We start from the raw sequence: 20,221 nt of genomic DNA on the forward strand, positions 1-20,221 counted from the left end.
TCAGCGACCTCAGATCCGCACCTCGACCGTGCGGGCCAGCCGGTCGTGCAGGCCCCGGCCGTCGCGGTCCCAGACCAGGGCGGGGATGGCGAGGCAGAGCAGGACCGTGCGGACGGCGGCGCGCCAGGGGACGACCGTGCCGGTGTCCTGGGCGATGACACGGAGGCCGAAGAGGCGCTTGCCCGGCGTGAAGCCGAGCGTGCCCAGGGTGAGGGCGTGCAGCAGGAAGAAGATGAGCAGGGCCCAGTTGCTGGTGGCCTGGTCGTAGCCGTCGGTGATCAGGCCGTATGCGATCAGCAGGCACAGACCCCAGTCGACGGCGAGGGCGCCGAGGCGGCGGCCGGGGCGGGCGATGGAGCCGGAGCCCTCCTCCGGCAGACCGAGCTGCTCTCCCCTGTATCCGAAGTCGATTCCGGCTTCCTCCGCGGCTTCGCGGGGGCCGGAGAGCCACGATCCGAGTGCTTGCCTCTTGTCCACCCGTTCACGGTACTGCCACCGTTCTGCCATACGGACAGGTGGGGTGCGGGGTGGGATGTCCGGTTAACTTGTGCGAAACAAATGGGTCACGTACGAGAAATCACCCGTCCCTAGTGTCGTGAAGAGCGTGTGCCACCGCACTGGCCGCACGAACGAACTACCACCCCGGCAGGAGACGTCGGGAGTAGGAGGAGCTGGATGTTCCAGAACGCCGACGAGGCCAAGAAGTACATCGCGGACGAGGACGTCAAGTTCGTCGACGTCCGCTTCTGCGACCTGCCGGGTGTGATGCAGCACTTCACGATCCCGGCCGAGGCCTTCGACCCGGCCGAGGAGCTCGCGTTCGACGGCTCCTCGATCCGCGGCTTCCAGGCCATCCACGAGTCCGACATGGCGCTCCGCGCCGACCTGTCCACCGCGCGCGTCGACCCGTTCCGCCGCGACAAGACGGTCAACATCAACTTCTTCATCCACGACCCGATCACGGGCGAGCAGTACTCCCGTGACCCGCGGAACGTGGCGAAGAAGGCGGAGGCGTACCTCGCGTCGACCGGTATCGCCGACACCGCGTACTTCGGCCCCGAGGCCGAGTTCTACGTCTTCGACAGCGTGCGCTTCAAGACCTCGGAGAACGAGTCCTTCTACCACATCGACTCCGAGGCGGGCGCCTGGAACACCGGTGCGCTGGAGGACAACCGCGGTTACAAGGTCCGCTACAAGGGCGGTTACTTCCCGACCCCGCCGGTCGACCACTTCGCCGACCTGCGTGCGGAGATCTCCCTGGAGCTGGCCAAGTCCGGCCTCCAGGTCGAGCGCCAGCACCACGAGGTGGGCACCGCCGGCCAGGCCGAGATCAACTACAAGTTCAACACGCTGCTCGCCGCGGCCGACGACCTCCAGCTCTTCAAGTACATCGTGAAGAACGTGGCCTGGCGCAACGGCAAGACCGCGACCTTCATGCCGAAGCCGATCTTCGGTGACAACGGCTCGGGCATGCACGTCCACCAGTCGCTGTGGTCGGGCGGCTCCCCGCTCTTCTACGACGAGGCCGGTTACGCGGGCCTGTCGGACACCGCCCGCTTCTACATCGGCGGCATCCTCAAGCACGCCCCGTCGCTGCTGGCCTTCACCAACCCGACGGTGAACTCGTACCACCGCCTGGTGCCCGGCTTCGAGGCCCCGGTCAACCTGGTCTACTCGCAGCGCAACCGCTCCGCGGCCATGCGTATCCCGATCACGGGCTCCAACCCGAAGGCCAAGCGCGTCGAGTTCCGCGCGCCCGACTCCTCCGGCAACCCGTACCTCGCCTTCTCGGCGCTGCTGCTCGCGGGCCTCGACGGCATCAAGAACAAGATCGAGCCGGCCGAGCCGATCGACAAGGACCTCTACGAGCTGGCCCCCGAGGAGCACGCGGGCGTCCCGCAGGTCCCGACCTCCCTCCCGGCCGTCCTCGACTCGCTGGAGCGCGACCACGAGTTCCTCCTCCAGGGCGACGTCTTCACGCCGGACCTGATCGAGACGTGGATCGACTACAAGCGCGCCAACGAGATCGCCCCGCTCCAGCTGCGCCCGCACCCGCACGAGTTCGAGCTGTATTTCGACGTGTGATCGACGCGTAGTTCCGTACGCCTCTGTGGCGGCGCCCCCGTTCCCGTTTCTCGGGACGGGGGCGCCGTCGTATGGTTCTGGCACGACTGTTCGAGAGACGACGGGGAGACGCGGGGATGCCCGAACAGGACGACGGCGAGCGCGAGTTCGACATCAAGTGGGCGGACGGTGCGGAGCTGAAGGAGCCCTCGGCGCGGGCCCGGATGCTGGCCGCGCGGTGGAAGGAGAACCCGCCCGAGCCCCAGCCCTTCCGTGCCGCTCCGGGGCCGAGGGTGCCGCGCCGGTCGTCGTGGGTGTCGACGGTGATCGTGTTCGGGTGCGTGGCCGGGCTGATCGCGCTGATCGGGTACGTCAACTATCGGTCTTCGTACTGAGTCCCCTCTGGCTTTGCCCCGCCTGGGGGTGACCGCGACCGAGTCATGGGACAGCCGGGCGCACAATGGACAGCGGGACGAGTCGCTGCCTGAGTGTGGGGTGGTACGGATGTCCGATCGGTTCCGGAGTGATCCTCGGCTGGCCGTGCGGATGACGGTCACGTTGTTTCTGCTCGGATTGCTGTACGTCGTGTTCGTGGCGGTGCTGATCGCGCTGCTGAAGTCCTGGGTGCTGGTCGTGGTGATCGCGGCGGGGCTGCTGGGCGCGCAGTACTGGTTCTCCGACCGGGTCGCGCTGTACGCGATGCGCGGGCGGATCGTGGAGCGGGAGGAGTATCCGCTGCTGCACGGGGTCGTGGACCGGCTGTGCGCGGTCGCGGACGTGCCGAAGCCGCGGGTGGCGGTGGCGGACATGGAGATGCCGAACGCGTTCGCGACCGGGCGGAACGCCGACCACGCGGTGGTGTGTGTGACGACCGGGCTGCTGCGGCGGCTGGAGCCGGACGAGCTGGAGGGTGTGCTCGCGCACGAGCTGTCGCATGTGGCGCACCGCGATGTCGCTGTCATGACGGTCGCCTCGTTCCTCGGGGTGATCGCCGGGATCGTCGTCCGGTTCGCCTTCTACTCGAACCTGTTCGGCGGGCGGCGGGACCAGAACACCGCCGTCGTGTTCAGTGTGATCATGGGCGTCTCGGCCGCCGTGTATGTGCTGAGCTTCCTGCTGATCCGGGTGCTGTCCCGCTATCGCGAGCTGGCCGCCGACCGGGCGGGCGCCCTGCTCACCGGGCGGCCCTCGGCGCTCGCCTCCGCGCTCACCAAGGTCACCGGGGACATCGCGCGGATCCCGACGCGGGACCTGCGTACCGCGCAGGCCTTCAACGCCTTCTACTTCACCCCCGCGCTCGGCGCGCACGCGCCGCTGGCCGGGCTCTTCGCCACGCATCCGCCGCTGGACCAGCGGCTCGACCAACTGGCCCGTATCTCGGCGGAGTTGGGGGAGGCCGCAGCACCGGGGGCCGGCGGTTCCGGGAAGGCGGGCTGAGCGGTATGGGGCTCCTGGACATCCTCCTCGGCCGTACGAAGCCGGTGGCGCCCGACCTCGACCGGCTGTTCGCCCTCCCCTCGGCCGCCGTCACGCTGGAGGCGGCGGTCTCGTTCACCCCGACCGGCACGGGAGCGGTGTGCTTCGCGACCGTCGAGGGCGCGGCCTTCGACGGCGTGCGGCGGGAGGTGCGGGCGCTGCTCGACGCGGACGCGGGGCGGACCGGGCCGCCGGTCGGGATCGAGCGGGACGAGTACGGCTATTCGTGGCTGGTCTCGCGGCGGGAGCCGCGGGATCTGCCCGCGCTGGTGAGCGATCTGCACGCGGTCAACAGCGCGCTGGAGAGCGGCGGTTTCGGGCCGCAGCTGCTGTGCTCGGTGGTCGGGTTCCGGGCGGCGGACGGGGATGGGGACGGCGGCGACGGTGTGCGGCTCGGGGTCGTCTATCTCTACAAGCGGGGGACGTTCTATCCGTTCGCGCCGCTGCCCGGTGACGGGCAGCGGCGGGACAACGCGCTGGAGCTGCGGGTCCGGGGCGTCCTCGGGGACGACCTGCGGATCGAGCCCGAGCTGAGCCGGTGGTTCCCGATCTGGGGCGCCCCGGGGCTGTGAACAGCTCCCGGGACGCCGTTACTTGGCGTTCTTGTCGCGGTCCTGCCGCCGGGTCTCGAAAGGCCGTTCGCGGCGGTAGCGGCGCTCCCACTTGGCCTGCTGGTCACGGCGGTCGCGGTACGCGCGGTAGGAGGCGGGCTGGGCCGAGCCGCCGCCCGTCGGGGAGCCCGACGAGGACGTCGCCGAGCCTCCCCCCGTGCGACCGTGACGGACGTACAGGTAGAGCAGGGCGACTGCGGCCAGCCAGAGGACTTGGTTGGAGAAACCCATGACGACCAGAACCGCGGTCGCCGAAAGGATCAAGGTGCCCATGACGGGACTCCTCGGGGCGTGGCGTGGGTGATGATGATGCGTGGAAGAGTAGCCCTGGGGCCGGAAAGTGACCCCCGTCCTGCGTGAGTCCGGTGTCCGGAGGGCTCTCCCTGCGCCTCTCCAGGATGCTCGTGTGACGGGTGCGGGGGCATCCCATTTATCGGCACCCGCTCCATCGGCTTGTTCGGTCATGCTGGCGGCCATGGGAATCGAGGATCAGGAATGGGCGGCGACCAGGGCGTGGGTGGCCGAGCGGTTGCCCAAGGGCCGTACCGTACGCGACTGGGCCGATCTGCGGGGTGGTTGGTCCGCGTCGATGCGGCGGCTGACGCTCGACGACGGGACGGGGCTCGTCCTGCGGTCGTTCGTGAAACCGTTCTTCCGGCGGCACGCTCCCGGGCTGTTGAACCGTGAGGCCGCGATACTCACCCTGCTCGCGCCGTACGACGACATCCCCACGCCACGCCTGTACGCCGTCGACCCGGGCGCCGAACTCACCGATCATCCCTCGCTGTTGATGTCCCTGCTGCCGGGGTCGGTGCGGGTGGCGGAGGACGCCGATGTGGAGGAGCGGCTCGATCTGCTCGCCGGGCAGCTCGCGCGGATCCACGCGGTCGTACCGGCGGAACGGCCGCGTACGTATCAGGCCTGGACCTCGCCCGAGCGGGTCACGACGGCGGGCGGTGCGCTGTGGGAGCGGGCCGTGGACGTCATCCGGCGGGAGCCGCCGGCGTGGGAGGGGTGTTTCCTGCACCGGGACTTCCATCCGGGGAACGTGCTGTTCACGGGCGGGGGCGCGGACGGGGGCGGAGGTCTCGGGGTCAGCGGGGTCGTGGACTGGGTGGAGACCTCGTGGGGGCCCGCGGATCTCGATGTGGCGCACTGTGCGACCGCGTCGGCGCTGCTGTTCGGGGCGGAGTACGGGATCGGGTTCGGGGAGCGGTACGAGGCGTGGGGCGGGCGGCGGCTCGCGCGGGGAGCGGAGCACCTGTACTGGCGGCTGCTGGACGCGCTCGCCTACGCACCCGACGCGGAGAAACTCGCGGTGCCCTGGCGGGAGTTGGGGCGTACGGATCTGACGCCGGGGGTGCTGGGGGCGCGGCTGGAGGCGTATGTGGGCGGGGTGTTGGAGCGGTACGGGGCGTGAGGGTGGTTGGGTGGGCCGGGCGGAGGGCTCGGCGGGTGGGCACCGGATGTGAGTGGAGGCGGCGGGGTGGGTGACGGGCGGCGGTTCGTGGGGGTGGCCGAGCGGCGGGCGCGGGTGGGGGTGCGGCAGCGGTTGGCCGGATCCTTTCGGGCGGCGGGGCCGGAGGAGGTGGCCGGTTCGCTGGTCGCGCTGCACGGCTCGGATCCCGCGAGCGTGCATCTCGCGGTGGGCGCGCGGCTCGCCGATCCGGGGCGGACCGTGGCCGAGACCGAGCGCGCGCTGTACACGGACCGGACGCTCGTCCGTATGCACGGCATGCGGCACACCGTGTTCGTGTTCCCGACGGAGCTGACCGCCGTCGTCCACGCCTCGACCGGGATCACGGTCGCCGCGCGGGAGCGGGCCACGCTGCTGAAGGACATGGCGGCGGCCGGTGCCCCGGACGCGGCCTGGCTGAAGGAGGTCGAGGAGTCGGCGCTCGCCGCGCTGGCCCGCCGCGGGCAGGCCACCGCCGCCGAACTCGCCGAGGACGAACCGAGGTTGCGGGAGCGGTTCGTGTACGCGGCCGGGAAGCCGTACGAGGGTATGCATGCCGTTTCGACACGGCTGTTGAGGGTGCTGGGGGTGGAGGGCCGGGTCGTGCGGGGGCGGCCGCTGGGCTCCTGGACGTCGAACCAGTTCCGCTGGGCCGTGGCGCCCCCGCATGCCGAGCTGGATGTGGCGGATGCGCAGGCGGAGCTGCTGGGCCGGTGGCTGGCGGTGTGCGGGCCGGCGACCGAGGCGGATCTGAAGTGGTGGACGGGGTGGCGGGTGACCGAGGTCCGGCGGGCACTCGTGGCGATCGGGGCGCGGGCCGTGACGCTGGACGAGGGGACGGGGTATGTGACCGCGGACGACGAGGCGCCGGTCTCCGACTCCGGTGAGCCCTGGGTGGCGCTGCTGCCCGGGCTCGATCCGACGGCCATGGGGTGGCGGGAGCGGGACTGGTATCTCGACGCCGGGTTCCGGGCCGCGCTCTTCGACTACAGCGGCAACATCGGGCCGACGGTGTGGTGGAACGGGCGGGTGGTGGGGGGATGGGCCCAGCGGGGGGATGGGGCGATCGTGTGGCGGGTGCTGGAGCGGGGTGGGGTGGGGAGCGCGGCGGATCGTCTGATCCGTGAGGAGGCTGAGCGGCTGCGGGCGTGGGTGGGTGACACCCGGGTCACCCCGCGGTTCCGGACGCCGTTGGAGAAGGAGCTGGTGGAAGGAAGCGCGTAGTGAGGTGAGGGGCGCCTGATGGCTCGGGGGTGCGGGTTCGTCGGCGACCGCGGCTCCGGTGGGGCTTCTCGCGCAGTTCCCCGCGCCCCTGAAAAGCCGGGGCTACGCCCCACGCTTTTCAGGCCCGCCCGGCCGTCGTCCTCATGCCCGCCCCAACGTCGCCTTCAAGCCCACCCGGCCGCCGTCCTCACGCCCGCCCGACCGTCGCCTTTCAAGGCCACCCGGCCGCCGTCCTCACGCCCGCCCGACCGTCGCCTTTCAAGGCCGCCCGGCCGCCGTCCTCGCACCCGCCCGACGGCCGTCTTTCAGGCCCGCCCGGCCGTCGCCTTCCAGGCCGCGCGACCGCCGTCCTTCGGGCCCGCCGGGGCCCGGGGCTTTTAGGGGCGCGGGGAACTGCGCGAGAAGCCCCACCGGAGCCGCGGACGGACAACCGCCTCCGACGAAGTACGACGCGCCGGGTGCCCGAAAACGAGAGGGTACCCGGCGCCACGGCTCACTCGGAGGGGCACTCCTTCCAGGCCAAGTGGTAGATCGTGCTGATGTCGCCGTCCGTCGAGTCCATGGTCATGAAGCTCGTGCTGCTCGTCGGCGAGGACCCGCGGTTGACCCGCAGCTCGGTGTTGATGTTGAAGTTGCGCTCGACACCGCAGGGCGCCCACACCAGCTGGGCCCAGTCGGTCTCGTCCGTGGCCTGCCAGTTGTCCTCGAGGGGGCCGGTGAACGTGTGGGTCCGGGAAGCCGTGTCCGGGGAGCCCTGGAAGTAGTACGAGGCCTTCTCGACACCACTCGCACCGCGCGCGAGCGAGGCGAAGCCGCGGTAGTCGACGCTGGCGATGGCGTAGGTGAAGCCGCCGGGCACATGGACGATCAGGTTGAGCTGGCAGTTCTTGCGGAACGCGGTGGACGGGGCGCCGCCGCCGACCTGGGCGAGGTAGTCGCTGTAGGTCACGGTGAACGCGGTGTTGTCCGGCGAGACGGCGACCGCGGCCGTGCCCTGGGGACAGCCGGAGCCGTTCACCGTGGCGACCTTGATGATGATCTTGTCCGGGGGCGGGTCCTCGAACGGGGAATCGGCCTGCGCGGGCAGCGCACTGGCGAACAGGGCGGCGACGGCGCCGCCCAGGAGGAGACCACGAACCATGGGGGGTTCTCCGATCTAGTGATGCATGTGTCGTGCACATGTCAATAGACATGCGCGAGGACCCCACGGTCGTTGAAGCGGCAATCTGTGAAGCAGCTGTGAAGACCGAGGGGCGACCGCATCGTATGGACCCCGGGCGGGCAGGACTAGGGCGATCTCCGGCCAACCCTGGCGGCCGGAGATCGCCCTTTTCCCTCAGCTTCGCCTCAGCCTCAGCGGCTGTAGCGCATCAGCGCCCGCACCATGTGGCACGTGGTGTCCGACGGCGGGTGCACACCGATGACCTCCGCCGTGCTGCGGATCGTCTCGTTGCGCGCCTGGTTCGGCATGTGGACACCGGAGTCGAGCAGGGCGATCGCCAGGCGCATGGCCTTCAGACGCCGGTTGTGCGTGATGTACCACTCACGCGGACGGCCCGGCGGCAGGGTGTGCTTCACCACCGGCGCGTAGGGCAGGTCGAGCAGGACGGGATGCTGGGCGGTGGACTGGGTGGGCAGCGGCTTCGACTTCAGTGCGGCAGCGGGCACGGACATCCTCCTGTCGCGGTCTGGGCGCCGCCGGAAATCCCCCGTCGGCAACCCTCGAACACTGCTTCTATTTTACTACCCCCCACTGACAATCGCCCCTGGCCAGAAGGGATCTGAGGGGTCCTGTGACAGAGGTGGAACATGGGTTTTCGCGACCCGACGGTCGGCCCGACGGCCAGCCCGCCGGCCACTCCCGTTGACTACGGTGGGCGCATGGAGATCTGGATCAACCCGGCCTGTTCGAAGTGCCGCAGCGCGATCAGCCTGCTCGACGCCGAGGGCGCCGACTACACCGTCCGCCGCTATCTGGAGGACGTCCCGAGCGAGGACGAGATCCGTGCCGTACTGGACCGGCTCGGGCTCGAACCGTGGGACATCACCCGCACCCAGGAGGCCGCCGCCAAGGAGCTGGGCCTCAAGGAGTGGGCGCGGGACGCCGGTTCACGGGACCGGTGGATCAAGGCGCTCGCCGAGCATCCGAAGCTCATCCAGCGGCCGATCATCACCGCGGACGACGGCACGGCGGTGGTGGCCCGCACGGACGAGGCGGTACGGGACGCCTTGTCCAGGTAGGGGGTGCTTCGCGGCGCCCCGGTCTCCAACCTCGCTGTGACGTGGGTTACTTGAGAGTTTGCTGTGACCGTTGAGTAGCTTCGTTCGGGATCTCGTACGTAGCGGCGTACTCGTCCGATCCGGTGGCCGATCCGAAGTCCACCGGGAACAGGAGGCGCGCATGTCGCGTAGGAGAACGCTCGGCACGAAGAAGAAGGTCGCGCTGTTCGTGACCGCGGCCGCGGTGGCGGGGGGCGGGGCCTTCGCCATGGCGGCCACGTCGAACGCCGCGCAGACCGCGGCCCAGTCCAGTGTCTGCCAGGGCCTGGCCACGGCGCTCGGCAACAACGAGCGGTTCATCGCGGACCAGAAGGCGAACCCCGACGCCCAGTCGGCGGCCCGGATCGCCAACCGCGAGGCGGTCATCGCCCAGATCAAGGTCCAGCAGGGCGCGTCGGACTGCGTCGTCGGGGAGTCGGCTCAGGGCTCCCAGGCGGCACAGCCCGCGCAGCCGGCTCAACCCGCACAGCCGTCCACGCCGGCCGCGGAGACCGGGGGGTCGGCTCAGGACCCCCAGGGCGACGAGGCAGGCACCGACGGCAACGCGGGCGGCGCCGGCGAGCAGGTCTGCAACGGCTCCACCGTCACCCTCTCGGGTGAGGCCGGCGCCCCGGCCGCGTCCAGCAACGAGTTCCCGGCCGGTACGAAGCTGCGGGTCACCAACCTGGACAACAACAAGTCCACGACGGTCGAGGTCACCTCGGTCTCCGGCAGTTGTGTCCTGCTGAACAACGCCGCCTTCGAACAGGTCCGGGAGCCCGGCAAGTTCCTGATCCGCCGCGCGCTGATCGAGAAGGTGGAGTGACACCCGCCCGGACGACGGCAGGGACGACGGCAAGGACTACGACAAGGAGTACGGCAAGGACGACGGCAAGGGCCCGCTCATGACAGTGAGGTGACGAGCAGGCGACGTCCGTCCGGGGAGGCCGGTCACCGCGCGCGGCGGTGACCGGCCTCCCGCGCGTCTGCGACCAGCGCCTGGGGCCGGAGCGTGAGTCGCGCCACACGGACACCAGGTAACACGGGGTTCACATTCGAGCAATGACCGGGAAATCGCTGGTTGACAGGCTGCCCGGCATCAAGCGCGGCGTTTCAGTGCCGCAGCGCCGCAGCACCCGCACATGCGCCTAGTGACCCACCCCGAAGGATGTGTCCCGTGACCTTCAAGGCTGAGTACATCTGGATCGACGGCACCGAGCCGACGGCCAAGCTCCGATCCAAGACGAAGATCCTCGCCGACGACGCCAAGGGTGCGGAGCTGCCGATCTGGGGCTTCGACGGGTCCTCCACGAACCAGGCCGAGGGGCACTCCTCGGACCGTGTGCTCCAGCCGGTCTTCTCCTGCCCGGACCCGATCCGCGGCGGCGACGACGTCCTCGTGCTCTGCGAGGTCCTCAACATCGACATGACGCCGCACGAGTCCAACACCCGTGCCGCGCTGCGCGAGGTCGCCGAGAAGTTCGCCGCGCAGGAGCCGATCTTCGGCATCGAGCAGGAGTACACCTTCTTCCAGGACGGCTCGCCGCTCGGCTTCCCCAAGGGCGGCTTCCCGGCCCCCCAGGGCGGCTACTACTGCGGTGTCGGCGCCGACGAGATCTTCGGCCGTGACATCGTCGAGGCCCACCTGGAGAACTGCCTGGAGGCCGGCCTCGCCATCTCCGGCATCAACGCCGAGGTCATGCCCGGCCAGTGGGAGTTCCAGGTCGGCCCGGTCTCCCCGCTGGAGGTCTCCGACCACCTGTGGGTGGCCCGCTGGCTGCTCTACCGCACCGCCGAGGACTTCGACGTCGCCGCCACCCTCGACCCCAAGCCCGCCAAGGGTGACTGGAACGGCGCCGGCGCGCACACCAACTTCTCCACGAAGGCGATGCGCGAGGGCTACGACGCGATCATCACCGCGTGCGAGTCGCTGGGCGAGGGCTCGAAGCCGCTCGACCACGTCAAGAACTACGGCGCCGGCATCGACGACCGTCTGACCGGTCTGCACGAGACCGCCCCGTGGAACGAGTACTCCTACGGTGTCTCCAACCGTGGCGCCTCGGTCCGTATCCCGTGGCAGGTCGAGAAGGACGGCAAGGGCTACATCGAGGACCGCCGTCCGAACGCCAACGTCGACCCGTACGTCGTCACGCGGCTGATCGTCGACACCTGCTGCACCGCGCTCGACAAGGCCGGCCAGGTCTGATCCACCCCGCTGCTCCCGAAGGGCGCCCACCGTCGGCGGTGGGCGCCCTTCGGCGTTGTCGGAGGGGCGTGCGATCGTGGGGGCATGAAGATCGACGGGGGCGACCTGCGCGACATGTCCGGACTGGCCATCAAGGTCGAGACGGAGAACTGGGAGAAGCACGCCCGGATCACGGCCGAGCGGCTGCGCGAGCTGGTGCGGCGGATCGGGGACCACGGCGACCGTTTCCTGGTCGTGCAGCGGATCCCGGACGTGCCGGATGTCTTCGTCCAGGTCTGGCACGAGCGGGCCGACGACGGCACGGACGGCGAGTACCAGCTGGAGCACCGCGAGGGCCGCGACCGGTTCTTCGGGGCGGTCCTCACCGGCCCCGAGCGGGTCGCCGAGGCCATGACCGGCTGGGCGCGGCGGGCGGAGGGCTGGGACACCGGCATCGAGTGGACCCCGGTCGAGCATGACGCCCCGGAGGAGGTCCCCGAACTCCCGGACGACGTACGGGAACAGGTCGAGGAGCGGGTACGGGAGCTGCTGCGCTGCGGCTACGACGACCGGGCGCGGCTGAGCGAGACCGCCGAGGAGTATCTGGTCGACGGCGACATACGGCCCGTCTCGGCCGCGCAGGCCCGGCAGCTCGTCGACCGGCTCTGGGTGGAGCGGCTCGCCGAGCAGGAGACCTGGGACGGTGTCACCGACCCCGAACGGCTCACCCGCGCCTTCGAAACGCTCGGGGCGGCGCACGGCATCACCGCCCGGGAGAACTTCACCTGCTGCCGCAACTGCGGTACGAGCGAGATCGGCGCCGAAGGCCCGCCGGACGCCCCGGGGTTCGTGTTCTTCCACTCGCAGTGCACGGAGGGTGCCGCCGCCGGGCACGGACTGATGCTGCTCTACGGCGGGTTCGACGGCTCCGCCGAGACCACCGCGACGGTCGGGCACCAGGTCGTGGCCGCGCTCGCGGCGGAGGGGCTGTCCACCGACTGGGACGGCGATCCCGGCACCGCCATCACCGTCACCTCGCTGGACTGGCGGAAACGCCTGGTCGGGTGAGGTGTTGGCCGCCCCGGGACACGCCGCCGTCATGTCAAAGAAGCGTCCAAGCAGTGAGAGGAGGCTCCTGCGACGGGCGTGTGTCTGCTTCAATGAGGACATGGCCAGCTTCCAGAACCGACGTGCGACGGGTCGCCATGACCTTGAGCCCTTCTGGCCTTCCCGTCAGCACCATGACTTCGACCGGGTGTGTTGCCGCGCGATGAACGCGCCGACCCTCTAAAGCCGTACACCCCGGCCTTCGGTCGGCGCGGAACGACGTACGTCCCTCGGCGGGTCACCGACCACGAACTCGGTCGCCGAGGTCTCCCGGACGAACCTCTCGCGCGAAAGAGCTGACCTCTCATGGCGAACACCCGTTCTTTGTCGACCGCCACCCCGCTGACCTCCGCGTCGGGCTCCGCCCCCGTCGCCGTTCCCTCCCCCGGTGCCTCGCCGCGGCACCGGTTGCGTGCCGTGGGCCGGGACGAGGTCGTGGACATCACGGACTTCCTGCCGCCGGGCGCGACCTGGCTGCCCGCGCCGCAGCACACCCTGCCCACGCTGCCGGGCCGGCCGCCGATGATCGGCTACCTGGTGCTCGTGCCGGCCGACCAGCAGCCGCCGGTGCCGCCGTTCGCCGTCGCGGACGAGAAGCCGGTCGAACGGGCCGGCGGTTCCGTCGAGGTCGGGGACGAGGTGGTCCGGGTCGACACCGTGCAGCGCACCGCCGAGGTCGGCGGACGGCCGCTGGACCTGACCTATCTGGAGTTCGAGCTCCTCGCCCATCTCGTGGCGCACCCCAACCGGGTGCACACCCGCGACCAGTTGGTCACCACGGTGTGGGGCTACGGGCATGTGGGCGACGGTCGTACGGTCGACGTCCACATCGCCCGGCTGCGCCGCAAGCTGGGCGCGGAGTTCCGTCAGTCGATCCAGACCGTGCGGCGGGTCGGATACAAGTACACACCGCCGCGGAGCCGTTGATCTCCCGAAGGTTCTCTCGAAGGTTCTCCCGAAAGATCTCCTGAGAGCAGATTTCCGTTCCGTGCCGGGCTCCGCGCGGGCAGAGTCGGCGGTATGAGACTTCTGATGCTGGGTGGTACGGAGTTCGTGGGCCGCGCCGTCGTGGAGTCGGCGCTGACCCGCGGCTGGGAGGTGACCGTCTTCCACCGGGGACGGCACGCGCCTCCGGCCGGGGTGCGGTCGTTGCTGGGCGACCGCACCGCGGCGGACGGGCTCGCGGCGCTCGTCGACGCCTCCACCGCCGGTTCCGGTTCCGGCGGGGGCGGGTGGGATGTCGTCGTCGACACCTGGTCGGCGGCGCCGCGAGCCGTCCGGGACACCGCGCGACTGCTGTCGGGCGTGGCCGGACGGTATGTGTACGTGTCGAGTCGCTCGGTGTACGCCTGGCCCTCGGCCGCCGGGAACGACGAGCGGGCTCCCGTGGTGGAGGGCGCGTCGGCGGACGCCGACCAGACGGACTACGCGCGCGACAAGTTGGGCGGGGAGCTGGCCGCGGTCGAGGCGTTCGGCGCCGACCGCTCGCTCCTCGTACGCGCCGGGCTGATCCTCGGGCCGTACGAGAACATCGGCCGGCTGCCCTGGTGGCTCAACCGGGTCGCCCGGGGCGGGCCGGTCCTGGCGCCCGGCCCCCGGGACCTGCCCCTGCAGTACGTCGACGTCCGCGATCTCGCCGAGTGGATCGTCGGCGCGGCGGAACGGGAGTTGAGCGGCGCCTACAACCTGGTCTCCCCCTCGGGCATGGCCACCATGGGCGAACTGCTCGACGCGTGCGTACGGGTGACCGGCGCGGCGGCCGAACTCCGGTGGACCGCACCGGAGTTGATCCTCGGCGCCGGGATCGAGCCGTGGACGCAGCTGCCGGTGTGGCTGCCGGAGGGAAGCGAACTGCATGACGCGCTGCACCGGGCGGACGTGTCCCGGGCCGTACGGGACGGACTGCGCTGCCGGAGCGTGGAGGAGACCGTACGGGACACCTGGGAGTGGCTGACGGGGCTCGGCGGGGTGGCGCCGCACCGGCCGGACCGGCCGCCGGTGGGGCTGGACCCGGCGGTGGAGGCGAAGGTACTGGGCCTCTAGAGCCCGCGGCGGGACTCTGGAGCCCCCGGCAGAACGGGCAATCGGCACGCGCGCGGCGGTTCTCGCGTATCTTGGCCAGGGCCGCCGAAACGCCCCCTTCACGGACCCCGCCGGGGACCTTCACCGCGCACACGCCGTAGGGGATCGGCAACTCCCGGTGTTTCGTGGGGTGTTGAAACCAGTTTGTCCCACGAATCTCTCATCAATTCTTGAGTCGCCTGAACACTCCTGGGACTCACCGCGTATTTGATGGAGCCGCTTCACTCCTGTCGGGCGCCTCGATGCCCCGCAAGGAAGTCAGAGGAGTTCCATGGGACGCAACACACGCAAACGACGTTCGCCGCTGGCCGTCCGGGCCATCGCCGCATCCGCGGCGCTCGCGGTCGCGGGCGGCGGCCTGGTCTGGGCGAACTTCTACGCCTCGGCCGGTGAGTCGAAGTCCGAGCAGAACAGCACGCTGGCCTCCGCGCAGGTGGCCACGATCGACTGCCCGGACGTCGGCCAGCAGCTGACCAACGTGCCCCAGAAGGCGCGCAAGAACGTCGCCAAGGAGCTGGCGACGCTGGACCAGCAGATCACCGCGGCGTACAAGCGCCTCGCGGACACGCGCCAGGCCCAGGCGGGGGATGCCGGCTTCGTCAACAACGCGATCATCGGCCCGCTCAAGTCCAAGCGGGTCGCCACCCTCGACCGGATCGGCATCAACATCCGGAACGCGGGCGGCCAGGTGCCGCAGGGCATGGACCAGCTCGCCACCTGCGAGGGTGTCGTCGACCAGAACCAGGTCAACGCCGGTGGCGGCCAGGGCCAGAACCAGGGTGGCAACGGCCAGGGCGGCAACGGTCAGGGCCAGAACCAGGGCAACAACGGTGGCGGTCAGAACCAGGGCGACAACGGCCAGGGCCAGGACCAGGGTGACAACGGTCAGGGCGACAACGGCCAGGGTCAGGACCAGGGCGGCAACGGTCAGGGCGGCAACGGCCCGGTGGCGGCCGACTTCGTCGACCTGACCACGGTCCAGCCGAACGGCGGCCCGAAGGGTGTCGGCGGCAACGGTCTCGCCGCGAACGGTGACGGCGGTTCGACGGGTACCTTCACCACGAACTGCGGCACCAACGAGAACGAGCTCCGCAACTCGGACAACGTGATCGTCGCCCCCGGTGTCAGCAACGGTGCCCAGCACCAGCACGACTACGTCGGCAACCAGAGCAACAACGCCTTCGCGAGCGACCAGGACCTGGCCAACGCGCAGACCACCTGCCAGAACCAGGGTGACAAGTCGTCCTACTTCTGGCCGGTCATCCGTCTGCAGGACGGCTCGAACGACATCGACGCCAACGCCCCCGGCGGTGGCCAGGACGGCAACGTCGGCAAGATCGTCGAGCCCAACCAGGCCGAGCTGAAGTTCGTCGGCAACAAGCAGGGCGACGTCGTCGCGATGCCGACCGCGTTGCGCATCATCACCGGTGACGCGAAGTCCTTCGTGAACGGCCTGAACAACGCCAACACCAACTGGAGCTGCACGGGTCTCGAGGACCGTGTGGTGACGGACAAGTACCCGATCTGCCCGCAGGGCAGCTCCGTGGTCCGGACGTCCTTCTTCCAGAGCTGCTGGGACGGCCAGAACATCGACAGCGCCAACCACCGGACGCACGTCGACTTCGTCGAGCAGGACGGCAGCTGCTCCAACGGCTTCCAGGCCATCCCGCAGCTCCAGGTCCGCCTGGTCTACGACATCCCGGCCCCGTCCATCCAGAACGGGCAGCTGCAGAACGCCTACGCGATCGACTCCTTCCCGGACCAGCTCCACAAGGCGATCACCGACCACAACGACTTCATCAACTTCTTCGACCAGAACACGATGAACCAGGTGGTCGACTGCATCAACAGCGGCCAGGACTGCCAGTAGCCCAGCAGGCGGCAGCACTGACGCGGTAGTCACGCGGTAACGAGGAAGCCGGCGGTGGGATCTCCCACCGCCGGCTTTCGTTTTCCCTCACGGGTGTTCAGCCGCTGTGGCTGCCGTTGTTGTGGCTGCCGCCGGGGTTCATGTGCGCGGACCCCTCCTGGACCTCTCCGCCGAGCGTGCCCTGCAGCCCGCCCACGGTCTTCTTCTCGCCGACGGCGACCCACTTGCGGCCGACGAGGTAGTAGCCGCCGTAGTCCTTGGCGCCTGCCAGCCACTCGGCCTGGCCGCGGTCGGTGGCGAAGGTCGCGAGGACGAACTTGCCGTCGAACTCGCCGTCCTTGTTGGTGCACAGCGCCTGGCGGATCGTGTCCGCGTCCGTCTGCATGTCCGGCTTGCAGCCCACCTCGCCCGCGATGTGCTCCAGTGTCCCGGTCGCCGTCTTCGGGACGGCGGCCTCGGCGTCGTCGCCCGCGCCGCAGCCGGTCAGCAACAGCAGGGCGGCGACCGCACCGGCGGCGCTCCCCGCAAGGCTCTTCCTCGTCACACTCATCCGTTCCTCCGGGTCCGTTCCGGCGACGTGAACTCGCCAGCTCCGTGCGCACCGTTGTTCACGGACGGTCGCCCAGTTAGCGTGCCGCCACTGTCGACACAGGGGGCACACAGACATGAACAGTCCGTCGCGACGCACGGTGCTGGGCTCGGCCGGTGTCATCGGCCTCGGAACCCACCTGAAGTGGTCGGCCCCGGCCCACGCCGCAGAGAGCCCCGGCGAGGGCCCCGCCTTCGATACGGCTCCCGCGCGCTCCGCGCTCAATCGGCTGCTGCCCGGTCATGCCGGACAGTTCCGGCTCAGTCTGCTCGACCGGAGCGGCACCGTCGACCGGTTCCGGGTCACCGGCACCACCGGACGCATCCAGGTACGGGCGACGACACCGGCCACGCTGCTGATGGGGGTCCACTGGTACCTCAAGTACGTCTGCGGGGCCCACCTCGCCTGGAACGGCAGCCAACTGGACCTCCCCAGCCGCCTTCCCGCGCCCGCCCGGCCCCTGGAGAGATCCACCGCCCTCCCCCACCGCTTCGCGCTCAACGACACCAACGACGGCTACACCGCCCCGTACGCGGACTGGCCGTACTGGGAACACCAGATCGACCTGCTGGCGGCGCACGGCTGCAACGAGGTGCTGGTCATCGCGGGCATGGAGGCCGTCTACCACCGGCTGCTGAAGGACTTCGGCTACTCCGACGAGGAGTCCCGCGCCTGGCTCCCGGCCCCCTCGCACCAGCCGTGGTGGCTGCTGCAGAACCTCTCCGGCTACGGCGGCCCGCTCTCCCCCGAGTTGATCGCCCGCCGGGCCGCGCTGGGCCGCAGGATCGCCGACCGGCTGCGCGAGCTGGGCATGTCCCCGGTGCTCCCCGGCTACTACGGGCATGTGCCCAAGGAGTTCGTGGAGCGCAACGGCGGGGACGCGCACGTCGTCCCGCAGGGCATCTGGCACGGCTTCGAACGCCCCGACTGGCTCGATCCGCGCACGGACACCTTCGCCCGGGTCGCCGCCTCCTTCTACGGCCACACCGAGGACGTGTTCGGGGAGGCGGCCCACTTCAAGATGGACCTCCTGCACGAGGGCGGCACGGCGGGCGACGTACCGGTGCCGGACGCGGCGCAGGGCGTGGAGAAGGCCCTTCAGAAGGCGCATCCCGGTGCCACCTGGGTGATCCTCGGCTGGCAGGAGAACCCGCTGCCGGAGCTGCTGGACGCCATCGACCGGTCGAAAATGCTGATCGTGGACGGTGTCTCCGACCGCTACGCGAGCGTCACCGACCGCGAACGCGACTGGGGCGGCACCCCGTACTGCTTCGGAACGATCCCGAACTTCGGCGGCCGGACGACGATCGGCGCCCGCGCGCACCTGTGGAACGACAAGTTCTTCGCCTGGCGGGACAAGGCGGGCAGCGCGCTCGCCGGTACGGCGTATCTCCCGGAGGCCACCGACCGCGACCCGGCGGCCTTCGAGCTCTTCTCCGAACTGGCCTGGACACCGCGGAAGCTCGACCGGGCGGCCTGGTTCTCCTCGTACGCCGACTTCCGCTACGGCGGCCGCGACGACTCCGCCCGCCGGGCCTGGCGGGCGCTGCACGACACGGCGTACCAGCAGCGGGCCGTGGAACGCAGCGACCCGCACGACTCCCTGTTCTGCGCCCGCCCCGACCTGGCCGCGAACCGGGCCGCCGAGTACGCGCCGAGAGCGCTGACGTACGACCCGGGGCGCTTCGACGCGGCGCTCGCCGGGCTGCTGGGGGTGGCGGGCGGGCTGCGCCGCAACCCGGCGTACCGGTACGACGTGGTGGACGTGGCCCGGCAGGCGCTGGCGCACCGCAGCCGCCAGTATCTGCCGCAGCTGCGGGAGGCCTACCGACGCGGGGATCTCGCGACCTTCCGGACGCTGTCCACGCTCTGGCTGCGGCTGATGCGGCTGTCCGACGAGGTGACGGGGACGAACGGGGCGTTCCTGCTCGGGCCATGGGTGAACGACGCGCGACTGCTGGCGACGAACGACGCCGAGCGGGCGGAGTTCGAGCGGACGGCGAAGGTGCTGATCACGGTGTGGGGCGGGCGCGCGACCTCGGACGCGGGGGCCCTGCACGAGTACGGCAACCGGGAGTGGAACGGTCTCATGGCCGACTTCTACGTCCCGCGCTGGCAGAAGTGGCTCGACACCCTGGAGGACGCGCTCGCCACGGGGACCGCTCCGGCGGCCGTGGACTGGTTCGCGTTCGAGGAGCCGTGGACACGGGAGCGGAAGGACTATCCGCTGCGGCCGGTGGGGGAGGCGTACCGGGCCGCCGTGCGGGTGCGGGACGTGCTGGCGCGGGCGCCGTACCAGGGGACGCTGACCGTCACCGCGGAGCCGCCGGTGCTGCCGCCCGGCGGGAGTGCGCGGCTGTCGGCGGTCTTCCGGAACGTCAACGGGCTGCGGGCGACCGGGCGGGTGGACCTCTCGCTCGACGGGTTCGACGGGACGGCCGAGCCGGAGGGGCCGACATCGTTGCCGGGTGTCGCCGCGGCGGGGGCGGGGACCGTGCGCTGGCGGGTCGGTGCGCCGGGGGTGCCGCTGGACCGGCCGCTGCGGCCGCTGCCGTACGCGGTCACCGTGGTGTACGGGCCCCGGGGTGAGGAGCGGGTGGAGGGGCGGTTCGACGGGACGCTGTTCGAGGCGGGGCCGTTGGAGGCGGGGTGGAGTACGTACACCAACAACGGGGCCGTGTTCGGGCAGTTGGGGGAACGGTTCGCCATCGACGGGGGTGGGGCGGATCTGTGGCGGGGTACTTCGGAGTTCGGCACGGTGTACCGGGCGGGGGCGCTGCGCGAGGGTACGGCGGTCACACTTCGGGTCGACTCGCAGGCGGTGACCGGGAACTGGGCTCGGGCCGGGATCGTGGTGCGGAACGCGCTGGGGGTGGCCGGGAGTGCGGGGTTCCTGAATCTGGCGGTCACTCCCGTGAACGGGGTGGTGTTGTCGTACGACAGTACGGGGGACGGGACACTGGACACGTATCGGCGGATCACGGGGGTGCGGGCGCCGGTGGTGTTGCGGTTGAGGCGGGTGGGGGTGGGGGCGTATGTGGGTGAGTGTTCCGTGGACGACGGGGTGAGCTGGCGGGTGGTGGCGTCGATGAGTGTGCCGGGGGCGGTGGGGGCGGGGCAGGACGTGGGGCTCTTCATGAGTGCGACGAATGGGGGGAGCGGGGGGCGGGGGTTGGTGGAGTTCAGCGGGTGGTCGTTGGCGTAGGGGGTGGGGGGTGTTTGGGGCGGTCTGGCGGGTGCGGGTCCGGTGGGGCTTCTCGCGCAGTTCCCCGCGCCCCTGAAAAAGCCGGGGCAGATC

At 70.6% G+C, this 20,221-nt stretch carries 19 protein-coding genes; 14 read left to right on the top strand and 5 right to left on the bottom strand.

Annotated elements, in window-relative coordinates; all coding sequences use genetic code 11:
• Positions 1-9: 9 nt before the first annotated feature.
• On the bottom strand, positions 10-477 hold the full coding sequence (locus ACZ7MG_RS43005) for an RDD family protein (RefSeq protein ID WP_471395849.1): 468 nt from the start codon (positions 475-477) through the stop codon (positions 10-12).
• A gap of 198 nt (positions 478-675) precedes the next feature.
• Here ACZ7MG_RS43005 and glnA point away from each other — a divergent pair, with 198 nt between their 5' ends.
• From glnA to pspAB, 4 genes are all read left to right on the top strand, one after another.
• Positions 676-2,085, top strand: coding sequence for a type I glutamate--ammonia ligase (glnA, locus tag ACZ7MG_RS43010; protein ID WP_471395850.1), 1,410 nt, complete (start codon positions 676-678; stop codon positions 2,083-2,085).
• A gap of 116 nt (positions 2,086-2,201) precedes the next feature.
• Positions 2,202-2,459, top strand: a complete 258-nt coding sequence (locus ACZ7MG_RS43015; RefSeq protein WP_471395851.1) for an SCO2583/SCO2584 N-terminal domain-containing protein — start codon at positions 2,202-2,204, stop codon at positions 2,457-2,459.
• A gap of 109 nt (positions 2,460-2,568) precedes the next feature.
• Positions 2,569-3,501, top strand: a complete 933-nt coding sequence (gene htpX / locus ACZ7MG_RS43020) for a zinc metalloprotease HtpX (RefSeq protein ID WP_471395852.1) — start codon at positions 2,569-2,571, stop codon at positions 3,499-3,501.
• A 5-nt stretch (positions 3,502-3,506) separates the two neighbouring features.
• A complete protein-coding gene (gene pspAB / locus ACZ7MG_RS43025; RefSeq protein WP_471395853.1) occupies positions 3,507-4,112 on the top strand; it encodes a PspA-associated protein PspAB in 606 nt (201 codons plus the stop codon).
• An 18-nt stretch (positions 4,113-4,130) separates the two neighbouring features.
• Here pspAB and ACZ7MG_RS43030 read toward each other — a convergent pair whose 3' ends face one another.
• A complete protein-coding gene (locus tag ACZ7MG_RS43030) occupies positions 4,131-4,424 on the bottom strand; it encodes a hypothetical protein (protein WP_471395854.1) in 294 nt (97 codons plus the stop codon).
• Between the two features lie 202 nt (positions 4,425-4,626).
• Between ACZ7MG_RS43030 and ACZ7MG_RS43035 the strand changes: the two genes are divergently transcribed.
• Positions 4,627-5,571, top strand: coding sequence for a phosphotransferase family protein (locus ACZ7MG_RS43035; protein ID WP_471395855.1), 945 nt, complete (start codon positions 4,627-4,629; stop codon positions 5,569-5,571).
• Positions 5,572-5,637: 66 nt separating this feature from the next.
• Entirely contained in the window at positions 5,638-6,831 is a 1,194-nt protein-coding gene (locus ACZ7MG_RS43040) for a winged helix DNA-binding domain-containing protein (protein WP_471395856.1), read from the top strand.
• Positions 6,832-7,324: 493 nt separating this feature from the next.
• Here the strand turns inward: ACZ7MG_RS43040 and ACZ7MG_RS43045 are convergent, their stop codons facing one another.
• Positions 7,325-7,972, bottom strand: a complete 648-nt coding sequence (locus ACZ7MG_RS43045) for a DUF4360 domain-containing protein (protein WP_471395857.1) — start codon at positions 7,970-7,972, stop codon at positions 7,325-7,327.
• A 212-nt stretch (positions 7,973-8,184) separates the two neighbouring features.
• Positions 8,185-8,499: a hypothetical protein gene (locus ACZ7MG_RS43050; protein WP_471395858.1), complete on the bottom strand. Its 315-nt coding sequence runs from the start codon at positions 8,497-8,499 to the stop codon at positions 8,185-8,187.
• Positions 8,500-8,712: 213 nt separating this feature from the next.
• Here ACZ7MG_RS43050 and ACZ7MG_RS43055 point away from each other — a divergent pair, with 213 nt between their 5' ends.
• From ACZ7MG_RS43055 to ACZ7MG_RS43085, 7 genes are all read left to right on the top strand, one after another.
• Positions 8,713-9,072, top strand: a complete 360-nt coding sequence (locus tag ACZ7MG_RS43055; protein ID WP_471395859.1) for an arsenate reductase family protein — start codon at positions 8,713-8,715, stop codon at positions 9,070-9,072.
• Between the two features lie 160 nt (positions 9,073-9,232).
• Complete coding sequence (locus tag ACZ7MG_RS43060) at positions 9,233-9,916, top strand: RlpA-like double-psi beta-barrel domain-containing protein (RefSeq protein ID WP_471395860.1); 684 nt, start codon at positions 9,233-9,235, stop codon at positions 9,914-9,916.
• A gap of 351 nt (positions 9,917-10,267) precedes the next feature.
• A complete protein-coding gene (gene glnII / locus ACZ7MG_RS43065) occupies positions 10,268-11,296 on the top strand; it encodes a glutamine synthetase (protein ID WP_471395861.1) in 1,029 nt (342 codons plus the stop codon).
• An 84-nt stretch (positions 11,297-11,380) separates the two neighbouring features.
• Positions 11,381-12,343 (top strand): DUF6891 domain-containing protein, encoded by a 963-nt coding sequence (locus ACZ7MG_RS43070; RefSeq protein ID WP_471395862.1) that lies wholly within the window; start codon positions 11,381-11,383, stop codon positions 12,341-12,343.
• Between the two features lie 345 nt (positions 12,344-12,688).
• Positions 12,689-13,309, top strand: a complete 621-nt coding sequence (locus ACZ7MG_RS43075; RefSeq protein ID WP_471395863.1) for a winged helix-turn-helix domain-containing protein — start codon at positions 12,689-12,691, stop codon at positions 13,307-13,309.
• A gap of 93 nt (positions 13,310-13,402) precedes the next feature.
• Positions 13,403-14,425, top strand: a complete 1,023-nt coding sequence (locus tag ACZ7MG_RS43080; RefSeq protein WP_471395864.1) for an NAD-dependent epimerase/dehydratase family protein — start codon at positions 13,403-13,405, stop codon at positions 14,423-14,425.
• Between the two features lie 310 nt (positions 14,426-14,735).
• Positions 14,736-16,334, top strand: a complete 1,599-nt coding sequence (locus ACZ7MG_RS43085) for a DUF1996 domain-containing protein (protein WP_471395865.1) — start codon at positions 14,736-14,738, stop codon at positions 16,332-16,334.
• Between the two features lie 97 nt (positions 16,335-16,431).
• Here ACZ7MG_RS43085 and ACZ7MG_RS43090 read toward each other — a convergent pair whose 3' ends face one another.
• Positions 16,432-16,884 carry a hypothetical protein gene (locus tag ACZ7MG_RS43090; protein WP_471395866.1) on the bottom strand — a complete coding sequence of 151 codons (453 nt, stop codon included), beginning with the start codon at positions 16,882-16,884 and terminating at the stop codon, positions 16,432-16,434.
• Positions 16,885-16,999: 115 nt separating this feature from the next.
• Between ACZ7MG_RS43090 and ACZ7MG_RS43095 the strand changes: the two genes are divergently transcribed.
• A complete protein-coding gene (locus tag ACZ7MG_RS43095) occupies positions 17,000-20,128 on the top strand; it encodes an alpha-N-acetylglucosaminidase (protein WP_471395867.1) in 3,129 nt (1,042 codons plus the stop codon).
• Positions 20,129-20,221: the final 93 nt, after the last annotated feature.

Source organism: Streptomyces sp. NPDC107538 (genome assembly GCF_055657445.1).